The sequence below is a fragment of the Cellulomonas shaoxiangyii genome (assembly GCF_004798685.1).
Classification (GTDB): Bacteria; Actinomycetota; Actinomycetes; order Actinomycetales; family Cellulomonadaceae; genus Cellulomonas; species Cellulomonas shaoxiangyii.
The window spans coordinates 3,846,690-3,871,245 of sequence record NZ_CP039291.1 but is presented as its reverse complement, the minus strand read 5'-3'; the positions used below and the strand labels follow the sequence as shown (position 1 = coordinate 3,871,245).

Annotated in this window: 24 protein-coding genes and 3 pseudogenes; 15 read left to right on the top strand and 12 right to left on the bottom strand. The window is 71.4% G+C overall.

What is annotated here, in order from left to right:
- The first annotated feature begins 100 nt into the window (after positions 1-100).
- The 5 genes and pseudogenes from E5225_RS17185 to E5225_RS17175 all read left to right on the top strand — a co-directional run bounded on the left by E5225_RS17185 (position 101) and on the right by E5225_RS17175 (position 5,874).
- On the top strand, positions 101-2,758 hold the full coding sequence (locus E5225_RS17185; protein WP_135972168.1) for a replicative DNA helicase: 2,658 nt from the start codon (positions 101-103) through the stop codon (positions 2,756-2,758).
- A gap of 353 nt (positions 2,759-3,111) precedes the next feature.
- On the top strand, positions 3,112-3,270 hold the full coding sequence (locus tag E5225_RS17650; protein WP_166435882.1) for a hypothetical protein: 159 nt from the start codon (positions 3,112-3,114) through the stop codon (positions 3,268-3,270).
- A 36-nt stretch (positions 3,271-3,306) separates the two neighbouring features.
- Complete coding sequence (locus E5225_RS17180) at positions 3,307-3,846, top strand: hypothetical protein (RefSeq protein ID WP_135972167.1); 540 nt, start codon at positions 3,307-3,309, stop codon at positions 3,844-3,846.
- A gap of 288 nt (positions 3,847-4,134) precedes the next feature.
- Positions 4,135-4,608 (top strand): annotated as a pseudogene (locus tag E5225_RS18295) (TniQ family protein); the annotation flags it as partial.
- 186 nt (positions 4,609-4,794) lie between these two features.
- A complete protein-coding gene (locus tag E5225_RS17175; RefSeq protein WP_243738073.1) occupies positions 4,795-5,874 on the top strand; it encodes a hypothetical protein in 1,080 nt (359 codons plus the stop codon).
- 328 nt (positions 5,875-6,202) lie between these two features.
- Here E5225_RS17175 and E5225_RS17170 read toward each other — a convergent pair whose 3' ends face one another.
- Together E5225_RS17170 and E5225_RS17165 are read right to left on the bottom strand one after the other, a co-directional pair.
- Positions 6,203-8,731 carry a hypothetical protein gene (locus tag E5225_RS17170; RefSeq protein WP_135972166.1) on the bottom strand — a complete coding sequence of 843 codons (2,529 nt, stop codon included), beginning with the start codon at positions 8,729-8,731 and terminating at the stop codon, positions 6,203-6,205.
- 127 nt (positions 8,732-8,858) lie between these two features.
- Positions 8,859-9,188: a hypothetical protein gene (locus tag E5225_RS17165; protein WP_135972165.1), complete on the bottom strand. Its 330-nt coding sequence runs from the start codon at positions 9,186-9,188 to the stop codon at positions 8,859-8,861.
- A 96-nt stretch (positions 9,189-9,284) separates the two neighbouring features.
- On the opposite strand from E5225_RS17165, the gene E5225_RS17160 reads away from it, so the two are divergent.
- The gene (locus E5225_RS17160; RefSeq protein ID WP_135972164.1) at positions 9,285-10,121 is read left to right on the top strand and encodes a DUF5677 domain-containing protein; all 837 of its coding nucleotides are present in this window, start codon (positions 9,285-9,287) and stop codon (positions 10,119-10,121) included.
- 4 nt (positions 10,122-10,125) lie between these two features.
- Here E5225_RS17160 and E5225_RS17155 read toward each other — a convergent pair whose 3' ends face one another.
- A complete protein-coding gene (locus tag E5225_RS17155; RefSeq protein ID WP_135972163.1) occupies positions 10,126-10,854 on the bottom strand; it encodes a hypothetical protein in 729 nt (242 codons plus the stop codon).
- Positions 10,855-11,456: 602 nt separating this feature from the next.
- On the opposite strand from E5225_RS17155, the gene E5225_RS17150 reads away from it, so the two are divergent.
- The gene (locus E5225_RS17150; protein WP_135972162.1) at positions 11,457-11,660 is read left to right on the top strand and encodes a hypothetical protein; all 204 of its coding nucleotides are present in this window, start codon (positions 11,457-11,459) and stop codon (positions 11,658-11,660) included.
- 189 nt (positions 11,661-11,849) lie between these two features.
- Here the strand turns inward: E5225_RS17150 and E5225_RS17145 are convergent, their stop codons facing one another.
- Positions 11,850-12,347, bottom strand: a complete 498-nt coding sequence (locus E5225_RS17145; protein WP_135972161.1) for a peptidase S9 — start codon at positions 12,345-12,347, stop codon at positions 11,850-11,852.
- 58 nt (positions 12,348-12,405) lie between these two features.
- On the opposite strand from E5225_RS17145, the pseudogene E5225_RS17140 reads away from it, so the two are divergent.
- A pseudogene (locus E5225_RS17140) lies at positions 12,406-12,831 on the top strand (ribonuclease FAU-1 family protein); the annotation flags it as partial.
- Positions 12,832-13,054: 223 nt separating this feature from the next.
- A complete protein-coding gene (locus E5225_RS17135; RefSeq protein ID WP_135972159.1) occupies positions 13,055-14,515 on the top strand; it encodes a protein adenylyltransferase SelO in 1,461 nt (486 codons plus the stop codon).
- Positions 14,516-14,859: 344 nt separating this feature from the next.
- Here E5225_RS17135 and E5225_RS17130 read toward each other — a convergent pair whose 3' ends face one another.
- The 3 genes from E5225_RS17130 to E5225_RS18235 form a co-directional block, all read right to left on the bottom strand.
- Positions 14,860-15,615 (bottom strand): polyamine aminopropyltransferase, encoded by a 756-nt coding sequence (locus E5225_RS17130; protein ID WP_135972158.1) that lies wholly within the window; start codon positions 15,613-15,615, stop codon positions 14,860-14,862.
- 82 nt (positions 15,616-15,697) lie between these two features.
- Positions 15,698-17,014 carry an FAD-binding oxidoreductase gene (locus E5225_RS18240; RefSeq protein WP_341765548.1) on the bottom strand — a complete coding sequence of 439 codons (1,317 nt, stop codon included), beginning with the start codon at positions 17,012-17,014 and terminating at the stop codon, positions 15,698-15,700.
- Entirely contained in the window at positions 17,011-17,889 is an 879-nt protein-coding gene (locus E5225_RS18235) for an LLM class flavin-dependent oxidoreductase (protein ID WP_341765547.1), read from the bottom strand. The genes E5225_RS18240 and E5225_RS18235 overlap by 4 nt, the downstream gene beginning before the upstream one ends.
- Positions 17,890-17,953: 64 nt before the next feature.
- Here E5225_RS18235 and E5225_RS17120 point away from each other — a divergent pair, with 64 nt between their 5' ends.
- On the top strand, positions 17,954-18,337 hold the full coding sequence (locus E5225_RS17120; protein ID WP_135972157.1) for a winged helix-turn-helix transcriptional regulator: 384 nt from the start codon (positions 17,954-17,956) through the stop codon (positions 18,335-18,337).
- 72 nt (positions 18,338-18,409) lie between these two features.
- On the opposite strand, the gene E5225_RS17115 is transcribed toward E5225_RS17120, so the two are convergent.
- On the bottom strand, positions 18,410-18,976 hold the full coding sequence (locus tag E5225_RS17115) for a TetR/AcrR family transcriptional regulator (RefSeq protein WP_135972156.1): 567 nt from the start codon (positions 18,974-18,976) through the stop codon (positions 18,410-18,412).
- Positions 18,977-19,032: 56 nt separating this feature from the next.
- Between E5225_RS17115 and E5225_RS17110 the strand changes: the two genes are divergently transcribed.
- Together E5225_RS17110 and E5225_RS17105 are read left to right on the top strand one after the other, a co-directional pair.
- Positions 19,033-19,671, top strand: coding sequence for an NAD(P)-dependent oxidoreductase (locus E5225_RS17110; protein WP_166435879.1), 639 nt, complete (start codon positions 19,033-19,035; stop codon positions 19,669-19,671).
- Complete coding sequence (locus E5225_RS17105; RefSeq protein WP_135972154.1) at positions 19,668-20,600, top strand: SDR family NAD(P)-dependent oxidoreductase; 933 nt, start codon at positions 19,668-19,670, stop codon at positions 20,598-20,600. Before E5225_RS17110 ends, E5225_RS17105 begins: the two co-directional genes overlap by 4 nt.
- Before the next feature lie 82 nt (positions 20,601-20,682).
- Here E5225_RS17105 and E5225_RS17100 read toward each other — a convergent pair whose 3' ends face one another.
- The gene (locus tag E5225_RS17100) at positions 20,683-21,756 is read right to left on the bottom strand and encodes a lytic polysaccharide monooxygenase auxiliary activity family 9 protein (RefSeq protein WP_135972153.1); all 1,074 of its coding nucleotides are present in this window, start codon (positions 21,754-21,756) and stop codon (positions 20,683-20,685) included.
- A gap of 263 nt (positions 21,757-22,019) precedes the next feature.
- Between E5225_RS17100 and E5225_RS17095 the strand changes: the two genes are divergently transcribed.
- Positions 22,020-22,460 carry a hypothetical protein gene (locus E5225_RS17095; protein WP_135972152.1) on the top strand — a complete coding sequence of 147 codons (441 nt, stop codon included), beginning with the start codon at positions 22,020-22,022 and terminating at the stop codon, positions 22,458-22,460.
- Between the two features lie 111 nt (positions 22,461-22,571).
- On the opposite strand, the pseudogene E5225_RS18085 reads toward E5225_RS17095, so the two are convergent.
- Positions 22,572-22,697 (bottom strand): annotated as a pseudogene (locus E5225_RS18085) (dihydrofolate reductase family protein); the annotation flags it as partial.
- Between E5225_RS18085 and E5225_RS17085 the strand changes: the two are divergent.
- Both E5225_RS17085 and E5225_RS17080 read left to right on the top strand, forming a co-directional pair.
- Positions 22,651-23,250: a putative immunity protein gene (locus E5225_RS17085; RefSeq protein WP_341765546.1), complete on the top strand. Its 600-nt coding sequence runs from the start codon at positions 22,651-22,653 to the stop codon at positions 23,248-23,250. The pseudogene E5225_RS18085 and the gene E5225_RS17085 overlap by 47 nt on opposite strands.
- Before the next feature lie 33 nt (positions 23,251-23,283).
- Positions 23,284-23,616 (top strand): hypothetical protein, encoded by a 333-nt coding sequence (locus E5225_RS17080; protein ID WP_243738072.1) that lies wholly within the window; start codon positions 23,284-23,286, stop codon positions 23,614-23,616.
- Between the two features lie 123 nt (positions 23,617-23,739).
- Here E5225_RS17080 and E5225_RS17075 read toward each other — a convergent pair whose 3' ends face one another.
- The gene (locus tag E5225_RS17075) at positions 23,740-24,312 is read right to left on the bottom strand and encodes a sugar O-acetyltransferase (RefSeq protein WP_135972150.1); all 573 of its coding nucleotides are present in this window, start codon (positions 24,310-24,312) and stop codon (positions 23,740-23,742) included.
- Positions 24,309-24,446, bottom strand: a complete 138-nt coding sequence (locus E5225_RS17070) for a hypothetical protein (RefSeq protein ID WP_208012444.1) — start codon at positions 24,444-24,446, stop codon at positions 24,309-24,311. Before E5225_RS17070 ends, E5225_RS17075 begins: the two co-directional genes overlap by 4 nt.
- Positions 24,447-24,556: the final 110 nt, after the last annotated feature.

The window sequence follows — 24,556 nt, the reverse complement described above, 5'->3', positions numbered from 1 at the left end:
GCGTGCCGGCGCAGCGTCGCGGCGGCGGCCCGGCCCCTGTCAGCGGCTCCGTGTAGAACTGGCGTTCGACCGGGTGGGACGAGCGAAGAGTGGGTGACAGGTGACCATCGAGGACCTCGAGTTCGGCGCACCGCCGGCGGAGCGCAGCAGCAGGGGCGGTGGCTTCGACCGCACCCCGCCGCAGGACCTCGACGCCGAGCGCTCCGTGCTCGGCGGCATGATGATCAGCAAGGACGCCATCGCCGACGTCATCGAGCAGATCCGGGGCACCGACTTCTACCGCCCCGCGCACGAGGTCATCTACGACGCGATCATCGACCTCTACGGCCGTGGCGAGCCCGCCGACGCCATCACCGTCTCGGACGAGCTGACCAAGCGCGGCGAGATCGCCCGCATCGGCGGCGCGCCCTACCTGCACACGCTCATCGCCGGGGTCCCGACCGCGGCGAACGCGGGGTTCTACGCGCGGATCGTCCGGGAGCGGTCGATCCTGCGCAAGCTCGTCGAGGCGGGCACGCGCATCGTCCAGCTCGGCTACGCGACCGACGGCGGCGACGTCGACGAGCTCGTCAACAACGCCCAGGCCGAGGTCTACGCCGTCACCGAGCGGCGCGCGTCCGAGGACTACCTGCCGCTGTCGGAGATCATCGGCGGCACGGTCGACGAGATCGAGGCGGCCGGTCACCGCGGCGAGGGCATGATCGGCGTGCCGACCGGCTTCGCGGACTTCGACCGGCTGACGAACGGCCTGCACCCGGGCCAGATGATCGTCATCGCGGCGCGGCCGGCCATCGGCAAGTCGACGGTGGGTATCGACATCGTCCGATCTGCGGCGATCAAGCACAACATGGCCGCTGTTGTCTTCTCCCTCGAGATGAGCCGCAACGAGATCACGATGCGTCTGCTCTCCGCCGAGGCGCGCGTGCACCTGCAGAAGCTGCGCACGGGCGCGATGGGCGAGGAGGACTGGGCGAAGATCGCCGCGACCATGGGCCGTATCTCCGAGGCCCCGCTGTTCATCGACGACTCGCCGAACATGTCGCTCATGGAGATCCGCGCCAAGTGCCGGCGCCTGAAGCAGCGGCACGACCTCAAGCTCGTCGTCATCGACTACCTCCAGCTGATGACGTCCGGCAAGCGCGTCGAGTCCCGCCAGCAGGAGGTCTCCGAGTTCTCGCGTGCGCTCAAGCTGCTGGCCAAGGAGCTCGAGGTCCCGGTCATCGCGATCTCGCAGCTGAACCGTGGCCCGGAGCAGAGAACCGACAAGAAGCCGCAGATGAGCGACCTTCGTGAGTCGGGCTGCCTCACCGAGGACACCCGCGTGCTCCGCGCCGACACGGGTGCCGAGACCAGCCTGGGCGAGATGTTCGCCCTCGGGCACAAGGACGTCCCGATCTGGGCGCTCGACGACCGGCTGCAGTACGTGCGCCGCCACCTCACGCACGTCTTCCCCACGGGTGTGAAGCCGGTGTATCGGTTGCGGCTCGCGTCGGGCAAGGAGGTCACGGCGACCGCCAACCACCCGTTCCTCACCTACGAGGGCTGGACGGCACTGGGCGAGCTGGAGGTCGGGTCCCGGGTCGGCGTGCCGAGGCACGTGCCCGGGCCCGAGCGCAGCCAGGCGTGGGACGACCGCAAGGTCGTGATGCTGGCGCACCTGCTCGGTGACGGGTCGTTCGTGAAGCGTCAGCCCGTGCGGTACGCGTCGGTCGACGAGGCGAACCTCACCGCCGTGTCGGACGCCGCGACCGCCTTCGGCATCACGCCGATCCGGGACGACTACGCGGCTGCGCGCGTGACCACGCTGCGGCTGCCGGCCCCGTTCCGCCTCGCCCGGGGCAAGCGGAACCCCGTCGCGGAGTGGCTCGACCAGTTCGGGCTCTTCGGCGCGCGCAGCCACGAGAAGTTCGTGCCGACCGCCGTCTTCCACCTGCCCAAGGCGCAGATCTCGCTATTCGTCCGCCACATCTGGGCCACGGACGGATCGGTCACGGTCAACGCGAACGGCCGGTCCGGGCGCATCTACTACGCGTCCACCTCGCGCCGCCTGGTCGACGACCTGTCGCGGCTCCTGCTGCGGTTCGGGATCTCCACCCGCATCCGGCGGACGCAGAAGACCGGCTACCGCGACGGGTGGACGCTGGACATCTCGGGCGTCGACGACCAGCGCCGTTTCCTGCAGGAGATCGGTGTGCACGGCGCTCGCGGTGCACAGGCGGACCGCCTGCTGGAGATCATCCGAGACACCCGCGCCAACACGAACGTCGACACGGTGCCCCGTCAGGTCTGGGAGGACGTGCGCGACCTGCTCGCCGAGCGGGGCATGACGCACCGGGAGTTCGCCGCCGCCCTCGGCACGCAGTTCTGCGGCTCGACCATGTGGAAGCACGCCCCGTCGCGGCAGCGGCTCGGCCGCATCGCGGAGGTCCTCGACTCCCAGGAGCTCGAGATCATGGCGGTCAACGACCTGCTCTGGGACGAGGTGGTGGCGATCGAGGCGCTGGGGGAGCAGCAGGTCTTCGACGCCACCGTGGTGGGGACCCACAACTTCATTGCGAACGGCATCGCCGTCCACAACAGCATCGAGCAGGACGCCGACATGGTGATCCTGCTGCACCGCGAGGACGCGTACGAGAAGGAATCGCCGCGCGCGGGCGAGGCCGACCTCATCGTGGCCAAGCACCGAAACGGCCCGACCGACACCATCACCGTGGCATTCCAGGGGCACTACTCGCGATTCGTCGACATGCAGATGTGATTCGCGCTGCGCGGGTTGCCTCTTGTCGAGATCCCTCCTACTTGAAAGAGCGCGACCACTTTATTAGGTACAGCGCGTGAACTAGCAGGCGTCCCCTGGTGCGATGGCCGGCCGGGTGGGCTTCCGTGACGCCTGTCTGCCTGTCACAAGGCTGCTACAAGCGTGTCTACTGACGGGCAAACAGGGCGCACCGGTGAAGCAGCGTGGTGCCGAGCCGTGCCCACAACGGAGCGCTGCACGCGAGACCGACCGACATGCCCGCCGCTGTCAGTGGCCCATGCCATCCTCCTCCTGTGCGCGGAAGTGACGCAGTCCAGATCGCCGCTGACCTCCTGCCTAGACGCTGGCGGGAGGTGACAGGCCTCGTCGTCTTCGGTGTGCTCCTGCTTACCGGCACCTTCGACGATGTCGTCTTGTGGTTCATCCATGGCGTCTCCGCCGGAATCACTGAGGCCCTGGTGGTCCCGATCACCAGCCATCTGGAGCAGGCATTCCCCGTGACCCGGCCATGAGCCTCATCTGATCACGGAGAGGAATAGAGAACGCACGTGGACGTCGCCGCGCTCATCATCTCCGCCGTTGCCCTTCTCGTGGCAGCCCTGAGCACTCTGTATACGCGCAGGCAGGCACGAGCTGCGGACGAGACTGCGGCCATCGAGCGGGCGCGTAGATACGACGAGCGGACCCCCGAGCTGGACATCGAGATCGAGCCGCTGAGCCGCGATCGCCTGCGCCGGCACCAGCGGCTCGTGGTGCGGTTGGCATCGTCAGAAGCGCTCACGGGTGTCGACGTCGAGATCCACGATGCTCCCGGACTGTCACTGAGTCCTGATCAGGATGGCGTCATCGCCGGTGCCCCTGGTCCGATCGTCAAGGGGAGCCGACGCGCGCGGCCTGGCGAGGTACTGGTGAGTCCTGGCCAGGCTGTGACATGGCAGACGGAGGTCACCTCAGCAGGAAGCGGGCGGCCCGGGAGGGCCCGACTGGTCGTCAGCGCTGTGCGGGGTGATGAGGTGTGGGTCATCCACCGCGAGGTCCGCGTCCCGCCGCTACCTCCGCGAATCACCACGTCGGCCCGTCAGCGCTAGCAGCAGCGGCCGGACTGCACCGCCCGGGCCACCTGGGTGTCGGCGGAACTCCACCGCCGGCCCGCCATCAACGTGTTGCCACCCAAGCGAGGAAGGCGCTGACCTTCCGGCGGTACATGGCGACTGTGGCCTCCGAACGGCCGTCGCTCCGCGGCTCTGCCTCCCACACGCGAAGCCGCGTCCAGAGCTCGGCGGCCGACAACCGCTGGCCTTCTCGGTCCGCACTCATGGGGCTCGGTAGGTCTGCACTGGACGGCTGCACGTCGAGCCCGTCAGTGGGCACGTCGGGTGCGGCGGCGACGGCTCGCGCTGACGACCGGTCGCGGGCAGTCGTCTCAGGGCTTCGAGCGAAGCGGTGGAGGAGCTAGCGTGCTTGTCTCTCGGCAGCGGCCACGCGCCGCATGTCGTCTCGGTGTCGCCGGAGGAGGCCGCCGTCTAGGCCGCCGTCATCTCGTTCGTGCCGCTGACGAGGTCACCACGCGTTTCCTTTCACTCGCCCCGAGTGACAGGACTGTCACGCGCATCGCACGACTCACGGGCGCCTCCCGGGTGGCGGTGAGGTCAGCCACCGTGGCGTCCATGGGGGACGTCGTCGTCGTTCTGATGAGGCTCGACGCAGAGAACCGTCACTCGTCCCGTGCGGTGGCAACACGTGGTTGGCCGCCGTACCACGGGACGCAGCTGTGCCCGCGGTGCCTGAGCGAGGGCGGCAGGTGGCAGGTCCGGTGGAGGCTGCCGATCGTGTCGGCGTGCGCCAGGCACGGGGTGTTCCTGGCCGGGAGGTGTCCGGGCTGTGGGCGCTCGTTCCGCCATCATCGGCACTCCGTGCTGCGCCCGGTCGGGGCGTCGACTACGTGCGGTAACCCCCTCGGCGCCGGACCAGTCCGGCAGTGCCCGCAGGATCTGGTCCGCCTGCCTGCAGTTCGTGCGGAGTTGGCATGCGTCGCGATGCAGCGACGCGTCGACACCGCGCTCGACGGTGGACCGGTGCGAGTCTGGGGCGAGGTGGTGCCCGGCCCTGACTACCTTGCCGACCTTCGACACCTGACCTGCCTTCTCCTGCACCTGGCGTGCCAACCCGGCGCCCAACGGGTGGCCCCTTGGGCGGAGACCCTCGCGGTCGAGGCCGCCGGGCGGACCGCCGTTCGCGGGCCGCGGTGGGGGATGCGTCCTCCGGACGACGGCGCCCTCCGCGGCCGCGCGCTGACGAGTGCGGATCAGCTCCTGAGTGCCAGCGATCGGCAGGGCGCTGCTGATGAGCTGGCCGTCTGGACCTGCCTGGTGCCCAAGACCTCCGACGGTCCGCTGGGTTGGCTGGCCGACCGGACCGTCATGACAGCGCGCATCACGGCACTCGTCATGGCGGCGCTGGCCCCGCATCGTCGCCTGTCCCACCGCCTCGACAACCCCGACGGAGCACCAATGCGTCTAGTCGTCCGAGCCATCCCGCAGGTCATTCCGCACGGGTTGTACGTCAAGCACCTGGCCACGGCGGTGGACAGCACCGAGCAGACGGTTCGGGTATTCGCGGCGCTGTGCCTGGCGCGCATGGATCCCGCGGTCAGGTCCTGGGCTGCGGCCGCTGAGGCGCTCGAGATGCCACCTGCTCTGGGAACGCGCACCGCGAGGGCCAGCTCGGCACGGGTGCTCGTGAACCACGACGAGTGGACGCCGCGACTTCAGGGTGTGGTGCGCGACTTGGCCCGCGTTGACTACCGCGCTGTCGAGCAGAAGGTGCGCCACCGCACCAGCATGTCGCGTTGGTTCGACGAGTGGGCGCGCCGGTGTCGGCCAGAGAGCCACTGGGAGGCGCGCACGTACGCGCTGATCTGGCAGTGGGAGCACATCGCGCACGGGCACATCGACCTGGCCCCGGCGTGGCGAGGGCGCCGTCCCGTGGCGAAGGACAGAGCGCTGTACCGGCAGTTCGAGGCCTCCCTGTCGGAATACCAGAAGTCCGAGCTTCGGTACGCGCTCTACAAGAGAGCTTGGGGTGTCCTCTCGCATGCAAGGGCGGCCGAAACTTGAGGTGTCAACGCCTCCTTGAGGCGGCTGCTCCACCCGCGACGGTGCACGCCGCGTTGGCCGGAGAGCGCCTGCTGACTGTCCTGGGTGATGGTGGTGGATTCGGGCGCGACGCAGGAAGCCGATCTTCAGGGAAATCCCGCGCCTCGACCGGGGCGTCACGCTGGAGGTCGTCCGTCGGTAGCCTTTACGGGACCAGTCAATCCGAGCCGCATCTCGGCGTCGGGATAGCAACCTCTCGGGTCGCTTGAGAGGTTCTGATGAACCCGTGGCGATGACCGGTGTCCGATCGAAGTGCCTTAAGGCGCCCGTATCGGCCCGCCGACGGGATCTATCGGCGGCGGCGCTTACTGCGCTTTCGGCGCGCTGGCTGTGCACCTGGTTTCGCGTGTGGCGGCACCGCCCGCGGCGTGCGGTCGGGCGGAACGAGCTTCATCTCACGCGCAAGCTGGTCAAGTGCGGAATCGGGTAAAGGTGGGTCCGGCATCCAAACGGTTAGGCGCGGCTTGCCGTCGCGCCGCAGGAAGAACGCCATGGCGCGGTCGGCTCGCTCCTGATGCTTCTTGGCACGCAGGTACAGGCTCAGGTGCTCTCGATTCTCGGCGGTGTCTGGCCCGCTCGCAAAGATGAAGAGCCACCGCCCAGAGTCATCTGTTCCTCCAGTGGCGTAGGTGTGAAACTGTCCGTCACGCGCGGACATGCTGAGCATCCCTAGAACGTACTTGGAGAGATCTTCCTGTGCGTGCGCCGAGTACCCATCCAGGTCTGCACCGGAGCGCCACCAACCGGGAGCGCCCTGTTCCGTCATCTGGTCGATGATGGTTCGCACAAACTCGTTGCCGTCTCTCATCGGGCGGCCAACAAGTGCGGACGAACTGCCCTCCCGGTAGTAGAACCACGCGTCGAGCGGGTCGGTGAAGGTGCCTACGACCGTGCGGCCCTGATTGGCGTAGGTGCGCCGGTCCTTCGCCGTGGGCGGGCGGCCGCCGGGGTGGTCACGGTGGAGTCGGTCCGGATCGGGTTCGAAGTAGAACCCGCCCGCGACGAACCACATCACGATGTCGAGCTCATCGACGGCCGTCACCCACAGGGCGGCGTCCCGACTAGTCCGCCGGCGGAGGTACGTGAGGAACTGCTCGGGGCGGTCGAACAGCTCCGCGATCACGAGAACGTCGTGCACGGAGACGATCCACGGCAGAGTCGCTTGTGTGATGACACCGCTCCGCGCGAGCGCCTCGGTGTCGAGCGAGGCCGGCCCAAGATCATCCAGGGTGACGACGACGCTATAGACCTCATGGATGTCGGGAAGGTCGAGCCACGTGCCGTCCTCAAGCCAGAGCCCGTGGTGGGTCGTGATGAGTGCTCGAAGCCGATCTGCTTGACCTGCAGCCTTCTGCACGGTCTCTTTGAGATCGCGGCGCAGGTGCGTGGAGCGGCCCTGGCGTGACGGCTTTCGAATTGACCCCGCCTTCACCTCAATGCACAGCGCGACCCCGTCGAGAACGAGCAGTGCGTCAGCTTCCGCGCTCTCGGCCTGACGGGCGTCTGTCGAGGACGCTGACAGGTCGACGGCCAGACCGGCAGGTGGCGTTCCGCGGTAACGAACCTGCCGGTGAATGCGACCGCGACCGTGGACGAGCTCCTCGAACGCGTCGGAGACGAGGACCTCTGCGGCAGCGTCACGACCCTTCCCATACTTCACCCACGCCGGGTCCTTCGCGATCAGCGTCTCGGCTGCTCGACGGATCTCGTCCAAGGCGACGGCGCCAGGCAAGACCAAGTAGCCATGGCCGGGTGCCTTGATGACTCCCTTGCCAGCCATCGGATTGCGACCGGCGACAAACTCCTCGACGAGATCAAGCGGTGTCCTTCCGTCAGGCCCCAGGCTGTACACGTCAAGGACGCGTGTCGCGACCTCGGGGTCGAGTCCAGCATGCGTCGCCACCTGTTCAGCCGTGACCAGGTAGAGCGCTGACGGCGTCACGAGGAGGGAATGCATAGCCTCGAGGACGTCAGCGTTCGGCGCCCCTCCCGCCGCAGCAGTGTCGGCGACGCAGTCCCGGGCAACCTGCTGCTTCGCGCCGAGGACGTCGACGAGCGACTCCCGTACGGCCAGGACGTCTGTGTACGTGAAGCCCAGCACGCGACGCCAAACGGCGTCCGCGTTGGGTCGCCGCAGAGTGGCTTCGTTGATGCGTTCCGCGCTCGAGACGTACTGTCGGCCGCGAACGGCCGTTTCGTACGTGCGAAGTCGCCACGCGATGTCGCTGACTGCCGCCTCAGAGGCAGACTGCTTGACTCCCTCCGCCCGGCTTTCCATTGATGCCAATGCGGCCAGGTACAGCACACGCGCTGCGCCATGGACGAGATCGGGGATGATCGCGGACGTGCGGATCGGTGGGTTCGAGCGCCTCGGCAACCCACGGCCGAGCACCACTAGAGCCACAACCTCCGCGCAGGCCCAGGAGTCCGAGGTCTGGGAGCCGCCTTCGGACCAGAGGGCGAGATCAGGCGGAACAAGGTATTGCCGGAGCATCGACAGGACGTCCAATGAGTCGTGGCCGGCTAACAGCTCCGACAGGACCGTCACGGCACGTCGGATCTCCGCGGAGAGCCCAGTCGTTTCGGGCGTCCCCTCACCCTGGTGCTCCGTCGCTCCTGCCGCATCGAGGTAGGCAGCCAGCGGCCGGATCGCAGCCTCCAGCGCTGCCGAGCTTCCGGCAACCATGTGGACACGCCGCCCATCCGGGCCGACGTAGATCGCCCCGTGCGAAGCCATCGCGTCGTCACGGTCGACCTCAAGTTGCCAGGAGGGCAGCGCCGCACGTCTGACGCCCGAGCCTTCGGATGGAGTGCTCATCACCAGAGCGTGTCAGTTGGCGCCGACACAGCTGAGCTACCGCTGGAGTTTTCGTTGTCGGGAGGGGCATCAAGATGTGGCGCTGAGCGCGGGTCAGCGGCCCCGCCTCTTGACAGCAGTTCGACGACTAGAGGCCGTCGGTGGTCTGACTACCCGAGGCGACGTGCCGCTCGCGTACCTCGACCCAGTCATACGACAGGAAGGTCGCGACGACTGTGCTGCCCGCCAGCACGCGGAGGGAACCGTCGTCGTCTGTGCTGTAGGACAGCTGCGTGGGAACGCCGCTCAGCGACAGCGTGTACGTCGGGACGAAGTGATGCATGGCGTCGTCGGCGCTGACAGAGATCCCCTGAAGTGCACCACGGTGGAACGCCTCGTCGTAGTAGCTGCGCTTGCAGGTTCTCGCCTCGCCGCCGACCTCGACGTCGTACCAGTGGTCAACGGGGCCGCTTTGCATAGGGTTCATGGTGACGACCGTAGCGAGCCGCAGGTCGCGGCCAGGAGACACGTCTCAGTGGATACGTGGACCGGCGGCGCTCGGTAGGGTCCGCGCATGTCGCCTCCCGAGGACGCGGAGTTTCGCGCCATCGCTCGTGAACTCATCGACCTGTGGCATACAGGCGTTGCGGAAGGCGTGCGCGTGAACCAGCGCGAGTCGCCGTTGATCGGTCTGGTCGTCTACGCGCTGCACGCGCACGCCGTGAACCTCGCCGAGTCGGTCCTGACGTTGTACGAACGGGACCTCGGCCACGCGTCCGTGGCCCTGATACGGCAGTTAGTGGAGTGCGCGTTCACCGCGGTGTGGATCGAGCGGTTCGGTCAGCGCGCGGCCGGTGCACTGCTTCACGAGGAGGCACGCAGTCGTCGGTGGTCGATCCAGACCTTCCTCGACCTGGGCGTCGTCGACGACGCCCGCGCCCTCGACGACGCCATCGCGGCGCTGGACGAGCTCGAGTCGGCCGCGAGTCCGCCGGGACGCACGTTCCAGGGCCGCTGCGAGGACTTCGAGAACGGCCTGAGCGTCTACGCGATCTACCGGGCACTGAGCCAGTTCTCCCACGCGGGGACCGCGACGACGCAGTGGTACGTGCACGACGACGGCACCGGGGCGCGCGACGTGGCCCCGTGGGGTCTTGCGGTGTCGCGTACACCCACGTTGGTGGACGTCGACGACTGGTTTCGGATCGTGCCGGTCATGCTGGTCCACAGCGGTCTGGCGTGGGACCGCCTCGACGGCCACCATCACGCTCGGACGCGGCTCAAGCAGCTCGCGCAGCATTTCAGGATCACGGTGAAGAACCAGCCCTCGGCCAGGGGCCTGCAGAACGAGCGCGACCGGGAGAAGAAGGCCAAGGCGGCCCGGAAGTCCCGCCGCACGCCCGGCGCTTAGCAGCTCAGCCGCGGAGATCGTCCGGAGATGTGCACGGCTTGCCAGTCAGCAGACACGCCTGCTGCAGCCCTGTGAAGCGAGAGGGTCTCGGTCGAGCCGGTGAGGCGGACGTGCGCGATGCCATCGACGGCAGACGGCGTGGTGGTCCGGTCGAGCATCCGAGGGTGGCCCACTGCGCGCCGTGGGTGAGACCGGAGAGGATGCGCCACTGGAGCTCGAGGAAGTCGGGCTCGACGTCTGCCGCCGGTGCTGCGGCACGCACGATCCCGCGGTAGCCGAGTGAGGCGCCGACCTCTGCTCTGCGCTCTGCCGGCGCTAGCGCCTTCACCTCGTCAAGCCGCTCCTTGTGTGTCCGACCAGACGCTGGCTCCGTCCTGTGCAGCTTGGCGGCGTCCTTGGAGTCGTTAATGTCCTTCGCGGCGAGCCGAAGCAGGCGGAAGCGCCGCTCCTCGGGTTCGTCTGGCGTCACGAGCCACACTGCGGTGCACGCGGTTTCGAGCGCCGCCCGCATCAGCGTGTACTCGGCCCAGACGTGCGTCCTCTGGGCGTCTTCCATCAGCCCACGATGCGCGTCCAGATGGTCCAGCGACTGGACCATGCTCGCTCGGATCAACCCCGAAAGCAGGTAGGGCGCGAGAGCCCGGTCATCCAGGCTTAGCTCACTGCCTTCCGCCGCTCCTGGCGGGACCGAGTCCTCGAGGCGCTCGTGCCGGTCGCGGATTAGCTGGTGCACGGCGTCAGGCCGTACCCGTGGGGGCGGCTTCTGCGCCGTGTGGCGTGCTGCGCCTACCGGGGGAAGGTGATGCCAGGAGGGGGGGCACGCCGCTGGAGGTCACCCGACGATCTTGCCGCGGTCGTGCGAGTCACGCGGCGTTCTCCGCGTGTAGATGCCTGGGTTGAGCGAGGTCAGCCCCGCGGCTCCGTACTTTGACCGGCTACCGGTCTCGACCGGTCACCGGTCAATGTGTGCAGTCTGCTCAGTGGGTGCCCGGCTCGGCGATGGTCGCGCGGGTGTGCGAGCCCATGCGATGGGCTCCGGTGATCTGGTCTGTCTCGACCCGCCGTTCTCGCTGCGCCCTGTCGGGATCGAGGCCCGGTGGCGCTCCGACATGCGCCCGGAGACCCGTGGCCACGTGGCCGCCCTCGTGGGACTGGCCCGGCGGAACACGCTCCGGGCAGCTGCCATCGAGCGACCCGCCTGAGTCCTTCGAGCCCTCGGAGCCCTTCTCCCACTAGCGGTCGTCGTGACCGTGGGCCATGATCCGGGTGCTATCGAATCGCCCGAAATGTCCGACCCTCCGGCAGGCTCGCCGGACCCCTTCCCTTGGAGTGCTCATGCTTGCGCTCGTCGCTGCCGTGATCTTCGCCCTCGCCCTGCTCCTCGACCTCGTCGAGGCGAACGTCGGGGACGCTCTGACCCCACAGACGCTGATGTTTGCCGGTCTGCTCTTCCTCGCGCTGCACCTGGGAGGAGTCGGCGGCGCGTCGCCGGTGAACGGCGGCTGGCGGGGACGTGGGGGGAGCTCCCGCCGGCGGTAGGGGCTCGTACCACCCGCTCCCGTCATCACGCCGGAATGCACCAAGAGGTCACGACGCGCTCCGCGCGTTCGTGGCCTCTTGGTGCCCCCGGGAGGAGCCGCACGGGCAGCTCACTCCTGCCTCCTGACCTGCGCGTGCCGTCGATCTGCAGGTAGCCGAGCTGCACTCGGAGCACATGCACGTGAGACGTCAGCGGCCCTCGGACGGGTCCGGGATCAGGCCGCCCGCCGCGGTCAGCGCCCCGAGCACGAGACCCGTGCGGGTGTGCGCCAACCGCACCCCCGCGGCGGCACGCGCCTCACCGCGGCGGAACACCCACCGCTCGAACGCGACCGTGACGGCCACCGAGCCGGCGACCGCCACGGCGACGACGACGGCCCCGCGCACGACCGTGCGCGCGGTCGCTGAGCGCGCGGGGCCGTCCCCGGCGTTGTCGAGCACGCTCTGCGCGAGGTTCTCGGTCGCGACGGGGATGCCGTCGAGGGCCGTGCGGCGCCGCCGCGCCTGCAGCTCGGTCCATGCCTGGCGCGCGTCCGGCAGGGCGACCGCCGCACCGGCGGCGACGCAGGCGGCCTTGAGCCATCCTCGCGCGGCGCGCGTGCGGGCCACGTCCGGCACGGCGTAGTACGCGGCCGTCGTCAGGCCGGTCAGCAGGGCGGTGGTCGTGCGAGCACGGGCAGTCGTCACAGGTGGCCTCCAGGTCGTCGGGTGGCCACGCTAACCATGCTCGTCGTACGACGAGCGCGTCTGGCCGGGGGACACGGTCGTGCGCGTGCACCGGCGCGGCGACCGGTGGTCCGTGTGGCGGTGGCACGACGGCGAGCGGTGGACGCCCCGCTGGTACGGCAACCTCGAGTCGCCGGGGCGCCGGACCACGGTCGGCTTCGACACGCATGACTGGGCGCTCGACGTGGTCGCCGCCGGGAGCCCCCTCGATGGCCCGTGGACGGTGGGCTTCAAGGACGAGGACGAGCTCGCGTGGATGGTCCACCAGCGCTTCGTCACCGACGAGCAGGCCTTCCACGTCCGCATGGTCGGCACTCGGCTGCTGCAGCACACGCGGGACGCGGGCTGGCCGTTCGACGCCGGCTGGGACGCGTGGCTGCCCGACGCGCGATGGGCAGCCGTTCCCGTGCCGGACGGCTGGGAACGCCTGCCCGGGGAGGACTAGGCCAGCGGAGGCTCGTCGCTGGTCGCCACCAGCGCCGGAAGCGAGGACAGAGCTCGGCCACCACCGACCCGGTGCCAGGCGGCCCTCGCGCACGAGGTCGCGTCGCGCAGCTCGTGCCACCGACGAGGCGGCGGACACGCGGCATCTGGAGCCCTCGACGCCCAGCGCAGCCCCGCCGTGCCGCGCGGGTCGCCGCTCACCGTGGGCGACGTACTGTGGATCGATGAGCGTCGCGGCATCGATCATCACCCTGGGTGACCGCTTCGCGCGGGAGCTGCCCGAGATGGCCCTCCCCTGGCAGGCGGAGACGGTGCCCGCCCCGCAGCTGCTCGTGCTCGGTGAGTCGCTGGCCGCCGAGCTGGGCCTGGACCCGGCGTGGCTGCGGAGCGAGGACGGCGTGGCCTTCCTCGTGGGCGCCCAGGTGCCGGACGGCGCACGGCCCGTCGCGCAGGCCTACTCCGGGCACCAGTTCGGCGGCTTCTCCCCGCGCCTCGGTGACGGGCGCGCGCTGCTGCTCGGTGAGCTCGTCGACATCGGCGGTGACGTGCGCGACCTGCACCTCAAGGGATCGGGCCGGACGCCCTTCGCCCGTGGCGGTGACGGGTTCGCCGCCGTGGGGCCCATGGTGCGTGAGCACGTCCTCAGCGAGGCGATGCACGCGCTCGGCATCCCGACGACGCGCTCCCTCGCCGTGGTGGCGACCGGCCGTCCGGTGCGCCGCGAGACCATGCTGCCCGGCGCGCTGCTCGCCCGGGTGGCGAGCAGCCACCTGCGCGTGGGGAGCTTCCAGTACGCCCGGGCCACCGGGGACGTCGACCTCCTGCGCCGCCTCGCCGACCATGCCGTCGCCCGCCACCACCCGGCCGCTGCGGAGGCCGAGAACCCGGCTCTCGCCCTCCTGGAGGCGGTCGTCGCCGTGCAGGCGTCCCTCGTCGCCCGGTGGATGCTGGTGGGCTTCGTCCACGGCGTCATGAACACGGACAACATGACGATCTCCGGCGAGACCATCGACTACGGGCCGTGCGCCTTCATGGACGCCTTCGACGTCGCGGCCGTCTACAGCTCCATCGACGCCGAGGGCCGCTACGCCTACGGCAACCAGCCGGTCATCGCCGAGTGGAACCTGGCTCGCCTGGCCGAGGCCCTCCTGCCGCTGCTCCACGAGGACGCCGAGGCGGCCGTCGAGCTGGCGATGGCGGCGCTGGGCACCTTCCCGGTGCGGTACAGCGCGGCGTGGTCCGCCGGGATGCATGCCAAGCTCGGCCTGCCGGAGGGTTCCGACGATGCGGCGACGGGGATGCTGGTGGACGACCTGCTCGCGCTCCTGCAGGAGGAGCGCGTCGACCACACGTCGTTCTTCCGCCGGCTCGCCTCGGCCGCTCGCGGCCACGCGGACCCGGTGCGCAGCCTGGTCCGGGACACCGCGGCGCTCGACGGGTGGCTCGCGCGGTGGCTCGCCCTGCGTCCCGACGCGCCGTCGATGGACCGGGTCAACCCGGTCTACATCCCCCGCAACCACCTCGTCGAGGAGGCCCTGGACGCCGCGGTCGCGGGCGACCTCGATCCGCTCCACCGGCTGCTCGCCGCCGTGTCGGGTCCCTTCGAGGAGCGAGCCGGCCTCGAGCGCTACGCCGCCCCCGCCCCCGAGGACTTCGGCGCCTACCGGACCTTCTGCGGTACCTGACGGCGCTACTCGTCCACGAGCACGTCGACGGAGTCGGACGAGCTGCGTGAGGCCCACCGGCGGATCCGGTCGCTGGAGCAGGAGAACGAGGTGCTGCGCCGTGCGGCGGCGCACCTGTCCCAGCCGCATCGCGCTCGCCGTCTGAGACCTGCTGTCACCTACTAGTGCATCAGCCCCCAGCTCTCGGGCAGGCCTTCTACGGTGTACCGCCCGGGACGAGGGGTTGTCATCCGCGCGCTCGTCGATTCGAGTAGTCCACTGCTGCTGGTGCTCCCGCGCTTGCACGGCTCGAACGCCGCGCTCCCAGGAGCTCGCGAACGGCATCGAACGGGACCCGGCGGGGATCAGCCCGGCGCGCGCCCGAGGTAGACGGTGTTCGTGGCGTCCCGGCCCTGCAAGGGGTTCGGGAAGGTGACCACGTCCGCCCGGACGTCGACCAGCAGGGTGCGCAGGAGCTCCAGGTACGCCTCGTCCGGCGGGTCGTTCGACCACAGCGCGAACACGCCGCCGGGCTTCAGCTGCTCGCGCAGCCGCTGCAGGCCGGCCAGCGTGTAGAAGCTCGCGTGGCTGGGGTTGAGCAGGTGGCGGGGCGAGTGGTCGATGTCGACCAGGACGGCGTCCCACCGGCGGCCGGGCATGGCGGGGTCCAGGCCGTCGTCCGACGCGAGGGCGGCGAAGAAGTCGGCGTGCACGGGCCGGCACCGCGGGTCGGCGGTGAGGACCGCGCCGGCCGGGATCAGGCCGGCGCGGTGCCACTCGATCACCTCGGCGAGCGCGTCGACGACGACCAGCGAGCCGACCCGCGCGTCCTCGAGCGCGGTGAGCGCGGTGTACCCGAGCCCGAGGCCGCCGACGACGACGTCGAGCGGAGCCGCACCACCGTCGGCGGACGCCCCGGTCATGGCCAGTCCGAGCCGCGCGAGCTCCTCCTCGGCCACCGTGAACAGGCTCGACATGAGGAACTCGTCGCCCAGCTTGACCTCGAGCACGTCGGCTCCGGTCACCGGGTCCTGGCGCCGGCGCAGGCTGATGTCGCCCATCGGCGTCGGCTTCCAGGCGAGCTCCTCCACGCGCGGACGTCGTACTGGTTGCTCGGGCATCCGGTCAGCCTAGGCCGGGGCGGTGGACGCACGGACGCAGGAATCGCAGGTCGCCCGCCGGCGCAGTAAGCGGGTCCGGCTCTCAGCCGGCGGGATCGATGAAGAAGTTGTCCCGGAACAGGCCGGTGGGGTCCCACTGCCGCTTCAGTGCGCGCAACCTCTCGAGGTGCGCCGGCGGGAACGCGCGCGCGACGACGTCCGGCCCGGTGTCGGTCTCGAAGCTGAGGTACATGCCGTCCAGCAGGGGCGTCAGCCGCGACCAGCGGCGGTCGAGGTCAGGTCCGCCGCCGAGGGTGGCGACGAAGAAGTTCGCGTCGCGCCAGGCGTAGGCCGTGGCGTCCGCCGGGGTGCCCGCGACGGCTCCGCCCGCCGACCGCACCGTGAGGATGACCTGGCTGTCGGACGACAGCAGGGCGGCGAGGCCGTCGGCGACGTCGGCGGAGAGGTGCCGCACGAGGCCGGAGTGGGCGTGCGGGTCGCCGCGGCCGTGCTGCCCCGGCTCCGGCGGGAGCAGCGCGGAGTACGGGGTGAGCTGTACCGACTGCTCCACGATCGGCGCGAGCCCGGCGAACGGCTGGAGCCGCTCGATGACCGCGCCGGGGGAGTCCGAGTCGACGAGGATGAGCGCCTGCACGGTCGACGGCGCCCCCGGCGGGCTCGTCCCGAGCATGAGCGTCCCGGTCACGCTCGGGTGGGCCGCCTCGATCGCGGCGCCCCAGGCCGGCAGGAACGCGGCGACGTCGGCCACGACGAACACCAGCATCGCGAAGCCGACCTGACCACCGACGGGGTGCGCCTCGAGCTCGAACGACACGGCAACGCCGAAGTTCGCGCCGGCGCCGCGCATCGCCCAGAACAGGTCGGGGTTCTCCTCGTCGCTCGCACGGACCAGCCGGCCGTCCGCCGTCACGACGTCGACCGATCGCAGGTGGTCGATCGTCAGGCCGTGCTCACGGACGAACCAGCCGATCCCGCCCGCCGTCGCCAGCCCGCCCACGCCGACGCCCCCGTTGTCACCGGCGGTGACGCCGAGCCCGTGGGGCGCGAGGGCCCGCGCCACGTCGCCCCACCGGGCCCCGGGGCCCAGCCTGACCCGGTTGTCGTCCAGCACCGTGATCTCGTCGAGTGCGTCGAGCGCGATCACGGTGCCGCCGTCGTTGAGGGACCGGCCCGAGATGCCGTGGCCCCCGCTGAGGATGCCGAGCGGGACCTCGCGGTGACCGTCGGCGTACCGGACGGCGTCCTGCACCTCGGCGGCACACCGAGGCCGCAGCACCACGCCGGGCCGCGCACCGCGGAAGTAGCCCGAGGTGTACCGCCCGTACCCGTCGTCGCCCGGGGCGAGCGCCCGGTCGGCGAGCGAGGCCGGCACCGCGGCGCGGTCGGTCCCGGCGCTCACGGGAGTGACCGGCCGCTCGCCGTCGCGCCCGCGCGGGAGTCGCCGACGCGCTCGCGGACCTCGGTGGCCGTCTGTGTGGCGAGCTCGCGGAGCAGCTCGGGCTCGTCGGTGGCGAGGATGAACGTGCTCACGCCGTGGTCCACCGCCGCCCGGACGAGGACCTCCGTCGGGGTGCCCGGCGGGATGTTCAGCATCCGACGGATCTCGCCCGGAGCGCGCCCCGCACCGACGGCGGCCTCGTCGATGATCCGGTTCCCCTCCGCGAGACCGCCGGGCTGCAGCCACGGCAGGCTGGGCAGCCATGCGTCGCCCTGGCGCCCGGTGAGCGCCACCATGCGGGGCCGGTACGCGCCGATCGCGATCGGGATCGGCGCAGGCAGCCGGGGTCCGCGCCGTGCGCCGTCGATCCGGTAGTGCTCACCGAGCACCCGCAGCGGCGTGGGGTCACCCGCGTCCCACAGCCCGCGGATGACGTCGATGGCCTCGTCCAGGGCCACCAACGACTGACCGACCGTCCGGCGCGGGGCGCCGAAGGCGACGACCGCGTCCGTGAAACCACCGGCACCGATGGCGAGCTCGACCCGGCCACCGCTCAGCAGGCTGAGGCTGGCCACCGCGCGGGAGAGCACCGCCGGTGGTCGGAGCGTCACGTTGAGGACGTTCCCCGAGACGGCGATCCGCGTGGTACGCGCCGCCACCCACGAGAGCAGCGTCCAGGTGTCCAGGAACGACGGCTCGTAGGGGTGGTCCTGGAACGTGACCAGGTCCAGGCCCAGGTCCTCGCTGAGCACGGCGAGGTCCACCGCGTGCTGCGGGCGGGCGGAGGTGGGTGTGATGAAGCTGCCGAAGCGCAGCGGGTGACCGTAGTCGGGCATGGGCTCATCGTTCGGTGCCCTCGCCACCCGTGCAAGCATGAGGTAACTGAGTTACCGTTCGTAAGTGACCAGGTCCGCACCCGACCAGCCCCCGTCGACGCGATGGCAGGACACCGACGAGGCGGACTGCCGGTACGCCAGCCGAGCGCTGGAGGTCGTCGGCCAGCGCTGGACGCCGAGCATCCTGCTGACCCTCGCACGGGGCGTCGAGCGCTTCACCGACATCACCGCCGCCGTGCCTGGTCTCTCGGCACGCATGCTGACCGTGCGCCTCAAGCAGCTCGAGGACGGGGGGATCGTCGACCGCATCGTCATCCCCACCACGCCCGTCTCCGTCCGCTACCGGCTGACGCCGCGCGGTGTGGACCTCCTCGAGGCGGTCCACCCCATCGCGGGGTACATCCGCCGCTGGGAGGCCGCACCCGACCGGGCCGCCGCGCGCGCCTGAGATCACGGGTCCGCAGGGCGTCGGACGCCGCGTGGTGGTGGACACGGCTGCGGTCGCGAGCGCGGCGGCGGCTCACCGCCACCGGCCGAGGCTGTCGACGACCGTCGCGATGACGCCCTCGTCGGTGGTGCCCCGCTCGATGGTGGCCCGGTAGTAGAGGGGTCCGATCGCCAGGGCAGCCGCGTCGCGGGGCGCGGTGTGCAGGTCGACCTCCCCGCGCGACCGGGCGGCCTCGAGTGCACCGGCCAGCCGGCCGGCGAGCAGGTCGGCGAAGCGGGCGCGGCGGGCGTCCATGTCGTCCTCCCACAGGGCGCTGCCGGCCAGGGTGGTCGCGATCACGCGGACGTCGTGGTGGTCGAGCTGCCGGGCGAGGGCGGTCAGCTCCCGGACGAGCCACTCGCGGGTGGGGGCGTCGGGTGCCTCGAAGAACGGCATCGGCACGGTGGCCATCGCCTCGGCCAGGAGCTGGTCGGTGCGCGGCCAGTGGCGGTAGACGGTGGCGCGTGCGATCCCCGCCTGCTCGGCGACCCGCGCGTGGGTGACGGCGCCGGGACCGTGGGCCAGCAGCACCTCACGGGCGGCGGTGAGGATCGCCTCCCGGCTGCGCAGGAACCGGGGGTCGTCCTGGGTGGCCACCATTCGACGATCCTATGAGACATCTTGACTCAGAACGGGGCGAGCGCCACCCTGAGCCTATGAGACAAACTGTCGCACACAAGCGGGTCGTCGTCCTGGGCGCGACCGGGGCCACCGGACGCCTGGTGGTCTCGACGGCGCTCCGGCACGGCCACCACGTCACCGCCCTGGCGTGCCGGCCGGGGTCCTTCGCGCCCGCGCCCGGCCTCCGCGAGGTGGAGTGGCGGGACGTCCGCGACGCCGCCACGCTGTCCACGGCCCTGACCGGCGCCGATGCGGTGATCAGCGCCCTGGGCGGAGCGGCGCGGGGCCCGACCTCCGTCTGCACCGACGCCATGGCCGTCGCCGTCCCCGCGATGCGGTCCGCGGGAACGGCGCGACTCGTCGTCGTCAGCGCGCACGGCGTCGCCGAGAGCCGGGACCGGTCGCCGTTCTCGCTCGCGGTGTGGGCCGCGGTCGGGGAGCGGATGCGCGACAAGGAGGCGATGGAGTCCCGCGTCACCTCCGCACCCCTGCGCTGGACCGTCGTGCGTCCGCCGCGGCTCACGGACGCCTCCGCGACCGGGACCTACCGCACCGCCGTCGACCTGCCGGTGCACCTGTGGACGTCCGTCCCACGCGCCGACCTCGCCGACTTCCTCGTCCGCGAGGTGGAGGACCCCCACCACGTGCACGCCTTCCCTCGGATCGCCCGGTGAACGCCGGGGGCTCCCGCGCCGCGGGCCCGGTCGGCGGCGCGGACCTGACGGGGCGGGTGGCGGTCGTCACCGGGGCCGGCGGGGGGATGGGGAGGGTGCTGGTCGGGGAGCTGGCCCGCGCCGGTGCGCACGTGGTCGCCGTGGCCCGGGACGCACTGCGCACCGAGGGCCTGCTGCGGGAGGCCATGGGCGACCACGGCGGGTTCGAGGTCGTGCAGGCCGACCTGTCCCTGCGCCGGGGCGTGATCGACGCCGCCGCGGCGATCAGCCGACGCCACCCGCGGGTGCACGTGCTGGTCAACAACGCCGGCGCGCACTTCCCCGAGCGACGCCTGACGCCCGACGGGGTGGAGATGCACGTCGCGGTGGACTACCTGGCGGCCTTCGGGCTCACCCACCTGCTGCGGGAGAGCCTCGTCGCCGCCGGCGGGCGCGTCGTCCACGTCGCGTCCGACAGCCTCAACGACACCCGGCAGGTCAGGCTCGTCGGACGCGCCCGTCCCGCCGGCCTCGACCCCGCGCACCTCGAGGACCTCACCCGCCTCAACCCGGCGGGCGGCTTCGTCGCCTTCGAGGCGTACGCCCGCGCCAAGCTCCTCACCGTCACCAGCGGCTACGACGTCGCGCGCCTCCTGCGGCCCCACGGGGTCACGATCAACTCGGTGCACCCGGGCATCGTCGCCACCGGCATCGTCGACGACCTCGTCCCCGCGGCGCTGCGTCCTGTGGGTGGGCTCATCCGCAGGGCCATGCGGACGCCCCGCGACGGCGCATCCGCCGCGCTGCGGCTGGCCACGGACCCCGCGCTGGCCGGGGTCACCGGTCGCTACTACCGCCGTGAACGGGAGGCGACGACGCCCGCCGTCTCGCACGACGCGGCGGTGCAGCAGCGGCTGCACGACGTGAGCAGCAGGTGGTTCGACCGCTGATCCGCGCGCACGCGCCGGGAACCTCGCACGAGGGCCGCACGTCCGCGTGGACGTGCGGCCCTCGGCCGTCAGTGCGCGACGCTCAGGACGCCGTGCAGCTCGCGGTCAGGTTGCCCGGGCTGCCGCTCCCGAGGAACCCGGCGGAGGTCGACGCCCCGGCGGCGAGCTTCCCGTTCCACGACGTCGACGTGATCGTGCTGCCCGAGAAGGTGCCGTTCCAGCCCTGGGTGACGGTCGCGCCGTTGACGGTCGCCCGCCAGCCGTTGATCGCGCTCGACCCGGCCGTGACCGTCACGGTCGCCTGGTAGCCGCCCTGCCACGCGCTCGCCACCGACACGGTCGCGGTGCAGGCACCCGCGGGCGTCGTCGGGTTCGGGCCGGGCGTCGTCGGGTTCGGTGCGGGCGTGGTCGGGTTGGGGGCCGGCGTGGTCGGGTTCGGCGCGGGCGTCGTCGGGTTCGGTGCCGGCGTCGTCGGGTTCGGCGTCGGGTTGCCGCCGCCGAAGCTCACGTCGCTGCACTGGTAGTACGGCTGGTCGAGGTGGCTCGCCTGCCAGATCGTGAAGACGACGTGGTGGCCGCGACGGTCGCTCGGCACGCTGACGTCGGTGACGTACGGGCTCGAGCTGGGGTAGCTGCCCGTCGTCTTGAGGAGCTCCAGGTCGGACCACGCGAGCGGCTTCGTCCGGGCGTCGTACCCCTGCTTGGTGACGTAGATCCGCAGGTAGTCCGCGCCGTGGTTCGACGGGTCGTGCACGGTGAGGCGGAAGTTGTGGGGCAGGGAGGTCGTCCGCCACGCGCCGGGGGTGTCCGCGGCCGCGTAGGTGGGGTTGTTGGCGGAGCACAGCTTGCCGTTCGGGATCACCTGCTCGTGCCGGCCGCCGACGTTCTCCTGGAACATGCCGTTCCAGTTCCACATGGCGTTGGGGTTGCTCTGCCACGCGTTCGCGCACATGGGGTCCTGCGTCTGCATCGCCGGGTCGGTCCAGGCGGCGCTCCAGCGGTCGTAGCACCCGTAGATGCGCGAGGGCGGGTCGGACACGGCGCCGTGCGCCGATGCCGGTGCGGCGAGGACGGCCGAGCCTGCGACCATCGCGGCGCCGAGCGCGAGCGTGCCGGCCGCCGCGGCCAGGCGGCGGAGTACTGGTGACCGTGACATGGGTGCCCCTCCGGGACGAGGACGGTGGAGAACGTACGAGAGCACCCTTCGGCGGGGGAGCGGGCGCGGCAACGGTCCGAAACGCTTGGGGCGTCGAACCGGCTGCTCGAAAACGCCTTGCGGGCCGCGCAGCGGCTCCCTAGCGTGCGAATGCGCTCGTCGCGACCCTCGGCAACGCTGCCCCACACCGGGCGTGCCCCGCGGCCGTCTACCGCGTCGTCGACGCGGACCCGGAACGGACGTACCGAGGGGGGCCGAGTCCCGTGGTGACATCGCACGACGACTACCGAGAGTTCAGCATCAGAGGGCTGACCGCGCTGGCGCGGCGGATCAACGACGACCCGAGCCTGGTCGAGACGGACTGGCGCGAGGCCTTCCACGACCACTTCGAGCTGACCAGAAGTCAGCGCATCGCCCTGTCCGACATCTCGGACGAGCGCAACGGCGAGGTCCAGGCGGCCTTCGCCGCCGCCAGCCAACGGGTGCGTCAGGGGGAGCGGATCCGCCTCCGCGTCCACGCCGACGTCGAGACCGGCCGTCGGATGCTGATGCTGCAGGTGGCCGGGCCGGACGGCCGCCTGGCCATGGACGGCGGCGAGATCGGTGCCATCCTGTGCTGCTGCGCCGACTGCAGCTGCTGGCACTGGTGCTGGGAGGCCAACCCGTGCTTGCCGCCCGTCACCGTGCCCGCGCAGCCCGAGTAGACGACGCCAGAACGCTGAGCCGAGCAGCGCACGTCATGACGACCGGCGCCATGACGACCGCGCCCCCGACCCCGCCTCCGTCCCGGCCTCGCCCAACCCGGGGTCGGGTGTTCAGCGCCGGGTCTCGTACCTGGTCAGCAGCACGCCGCCGGGAAACGTCCGGGTCTCCACCAGGCTCAGGTTCACCCAGGTGTCCAGGGCCGCGAAGAACGGCGTGCCGGCGCCCACCGTGCTCGGCGAACCGGAGGTCGGTGTGGTCTCTCCCCAGGCGCTCAGCGAGGCCGATCGGCGCACGGTCGCGGGGTGGGCAGCCGACTGCGCGGAGCGTGTCCTGCCGCTGTTCGAGGCCGAGGCGCCGGACGACGGTCGCCCGCGCGACGCGATCGCACGCGCCCGGGCGTTCGGTCGCGGCGAGCTGCGTGCCGCCGACGAGATCCGCCGGCGCTTCGTGGCCGGCCGCGCGGCGAACGTCGTCAGCTCGCCCGCGGCTGTCGCCGCAGCGAGGGCGGCGGCGCAGGCCTCCGGCGTCGCCCACATGGGTGCGCACGCTCTGGGGGCGGCCGCCTACGCCGCGAAGGCTGCCGGCCTCGGGGTCCCCGATCGCGCGGACGCCGTCGAGGACGAGGTCCGCCGGCAGCTGCACGGCATGACAGCGGCCACCCGGGCAGCGCTGCGGCGGCTGCCCCTGCTCGGTGAGGACCCGGCGGGCCCGCTCGGGTCGGGGCTGCTGGCGTCCGGCGTCCTTGCGACCGTCATCCGAGAGATCCAGGCGGACCTGGCTGCGTCCTGACGACCGCGGCCGTGGCCGGGGCCGCGCCGTCAGATGGCCTTGATCGACGGGCCGGTCGGGTACGCGGGGTGGGCGGCGCTCGGCGTCCGGCTGGCCGCGGCCGAGCCGCGCATCGCGGCCGCCGGTCTCTTCGCCGGGGGTTACGTCCCTCGCGCCCAGCACGAGGAGGCCCGGCACGTCACCGCCCCGCTGCTCCTCCTGCTGCAGTGGGACGACGCAGGCCACCCTCGGCAGCGGGCCCTGGACCTGTTCGACGCGTTCGGCAGCACGGAGAAGACGCTGCACGCCAACAGGGGAGGGCACCTCGACACCCCGAGGTTCGAGCTGGAGGACACCTGCCGGTTCTTCGACCGGCACCTGAGGTGAGGGGCCGCGGGGTCCTCGGGTCAGGTGCCGTCGTACTCCCGTCCGCTTGGGCGTGGCGGTGCACGCGGCGAGCGAGGGAGAACGCCAGCGCGAGCCCCAGGAGGCCGTTGTGCCTCCCCACGGTCATGGTGCGCCTGTGGGGCCGATCGGTCGCGCGGGGACGCCCGCCACGATCGTGTTCGCGGGCACGTCCTTGGTGACGACGGCGCCGGCGCCGACGATCGCGCCGTCACCGATGGTGACACCGGGGACGACGGTGACGCGGGCGCCGAGCCAGACCTGGCGACCGATGACGACGGGTGCGGGGAGCATGTCGGACCGACGGGCGGGGTCGACCGCGTGGTCGAGGGTGACCACGGTGCTGCCGTGGCCGATGAGGGTGCCGTCCCCGATGGTGATGCCTCCGGCGTCCTGGAACGTGCAGCCCATGTTGATGAACACGTCCTCGCCGAGCGTGAGGTTCCTGCCGAACTCGCAGTAGAACGGTGGGAAGAGCGTCACCGACTCGGGCACCGCCCGCCCCGTCAGCTGCGAGAGCAGGCGCCTGACGTCGTCCGGGGTGCGATAGCCGCTGTTGAGCTCGGCGGTGGTGCGCAGCGCGTGCTGGGCCGTCTCGACGATGAAGGCGTGCTGCGCCGAGCCGGCCTCGATGACCGTCCTGGCCTGCACGTGGTCGAGGAAGTCCTGGAGGTTCATCTGCGGGTCCCGTCGTCGTGGACGCGCGGTACGCGCCGGTTGGTCCCGCCGATCACGCCGGCGGTGTCGGGGGTGACCTCCGCGCGCCGCGACATGAGGAGCTCGCGTACGTCTGCCCGGTCGTCCATGCCCATGCTCGCGACGGTAGGCCCGGCGTGCCCGCCGAGGGAGTCCGTGTGAGCGGTGTACCGGCGGCACACCCCTCGACAAGGGCTCCCCGGCGCGCGCACGCTGGGGTTCGCCG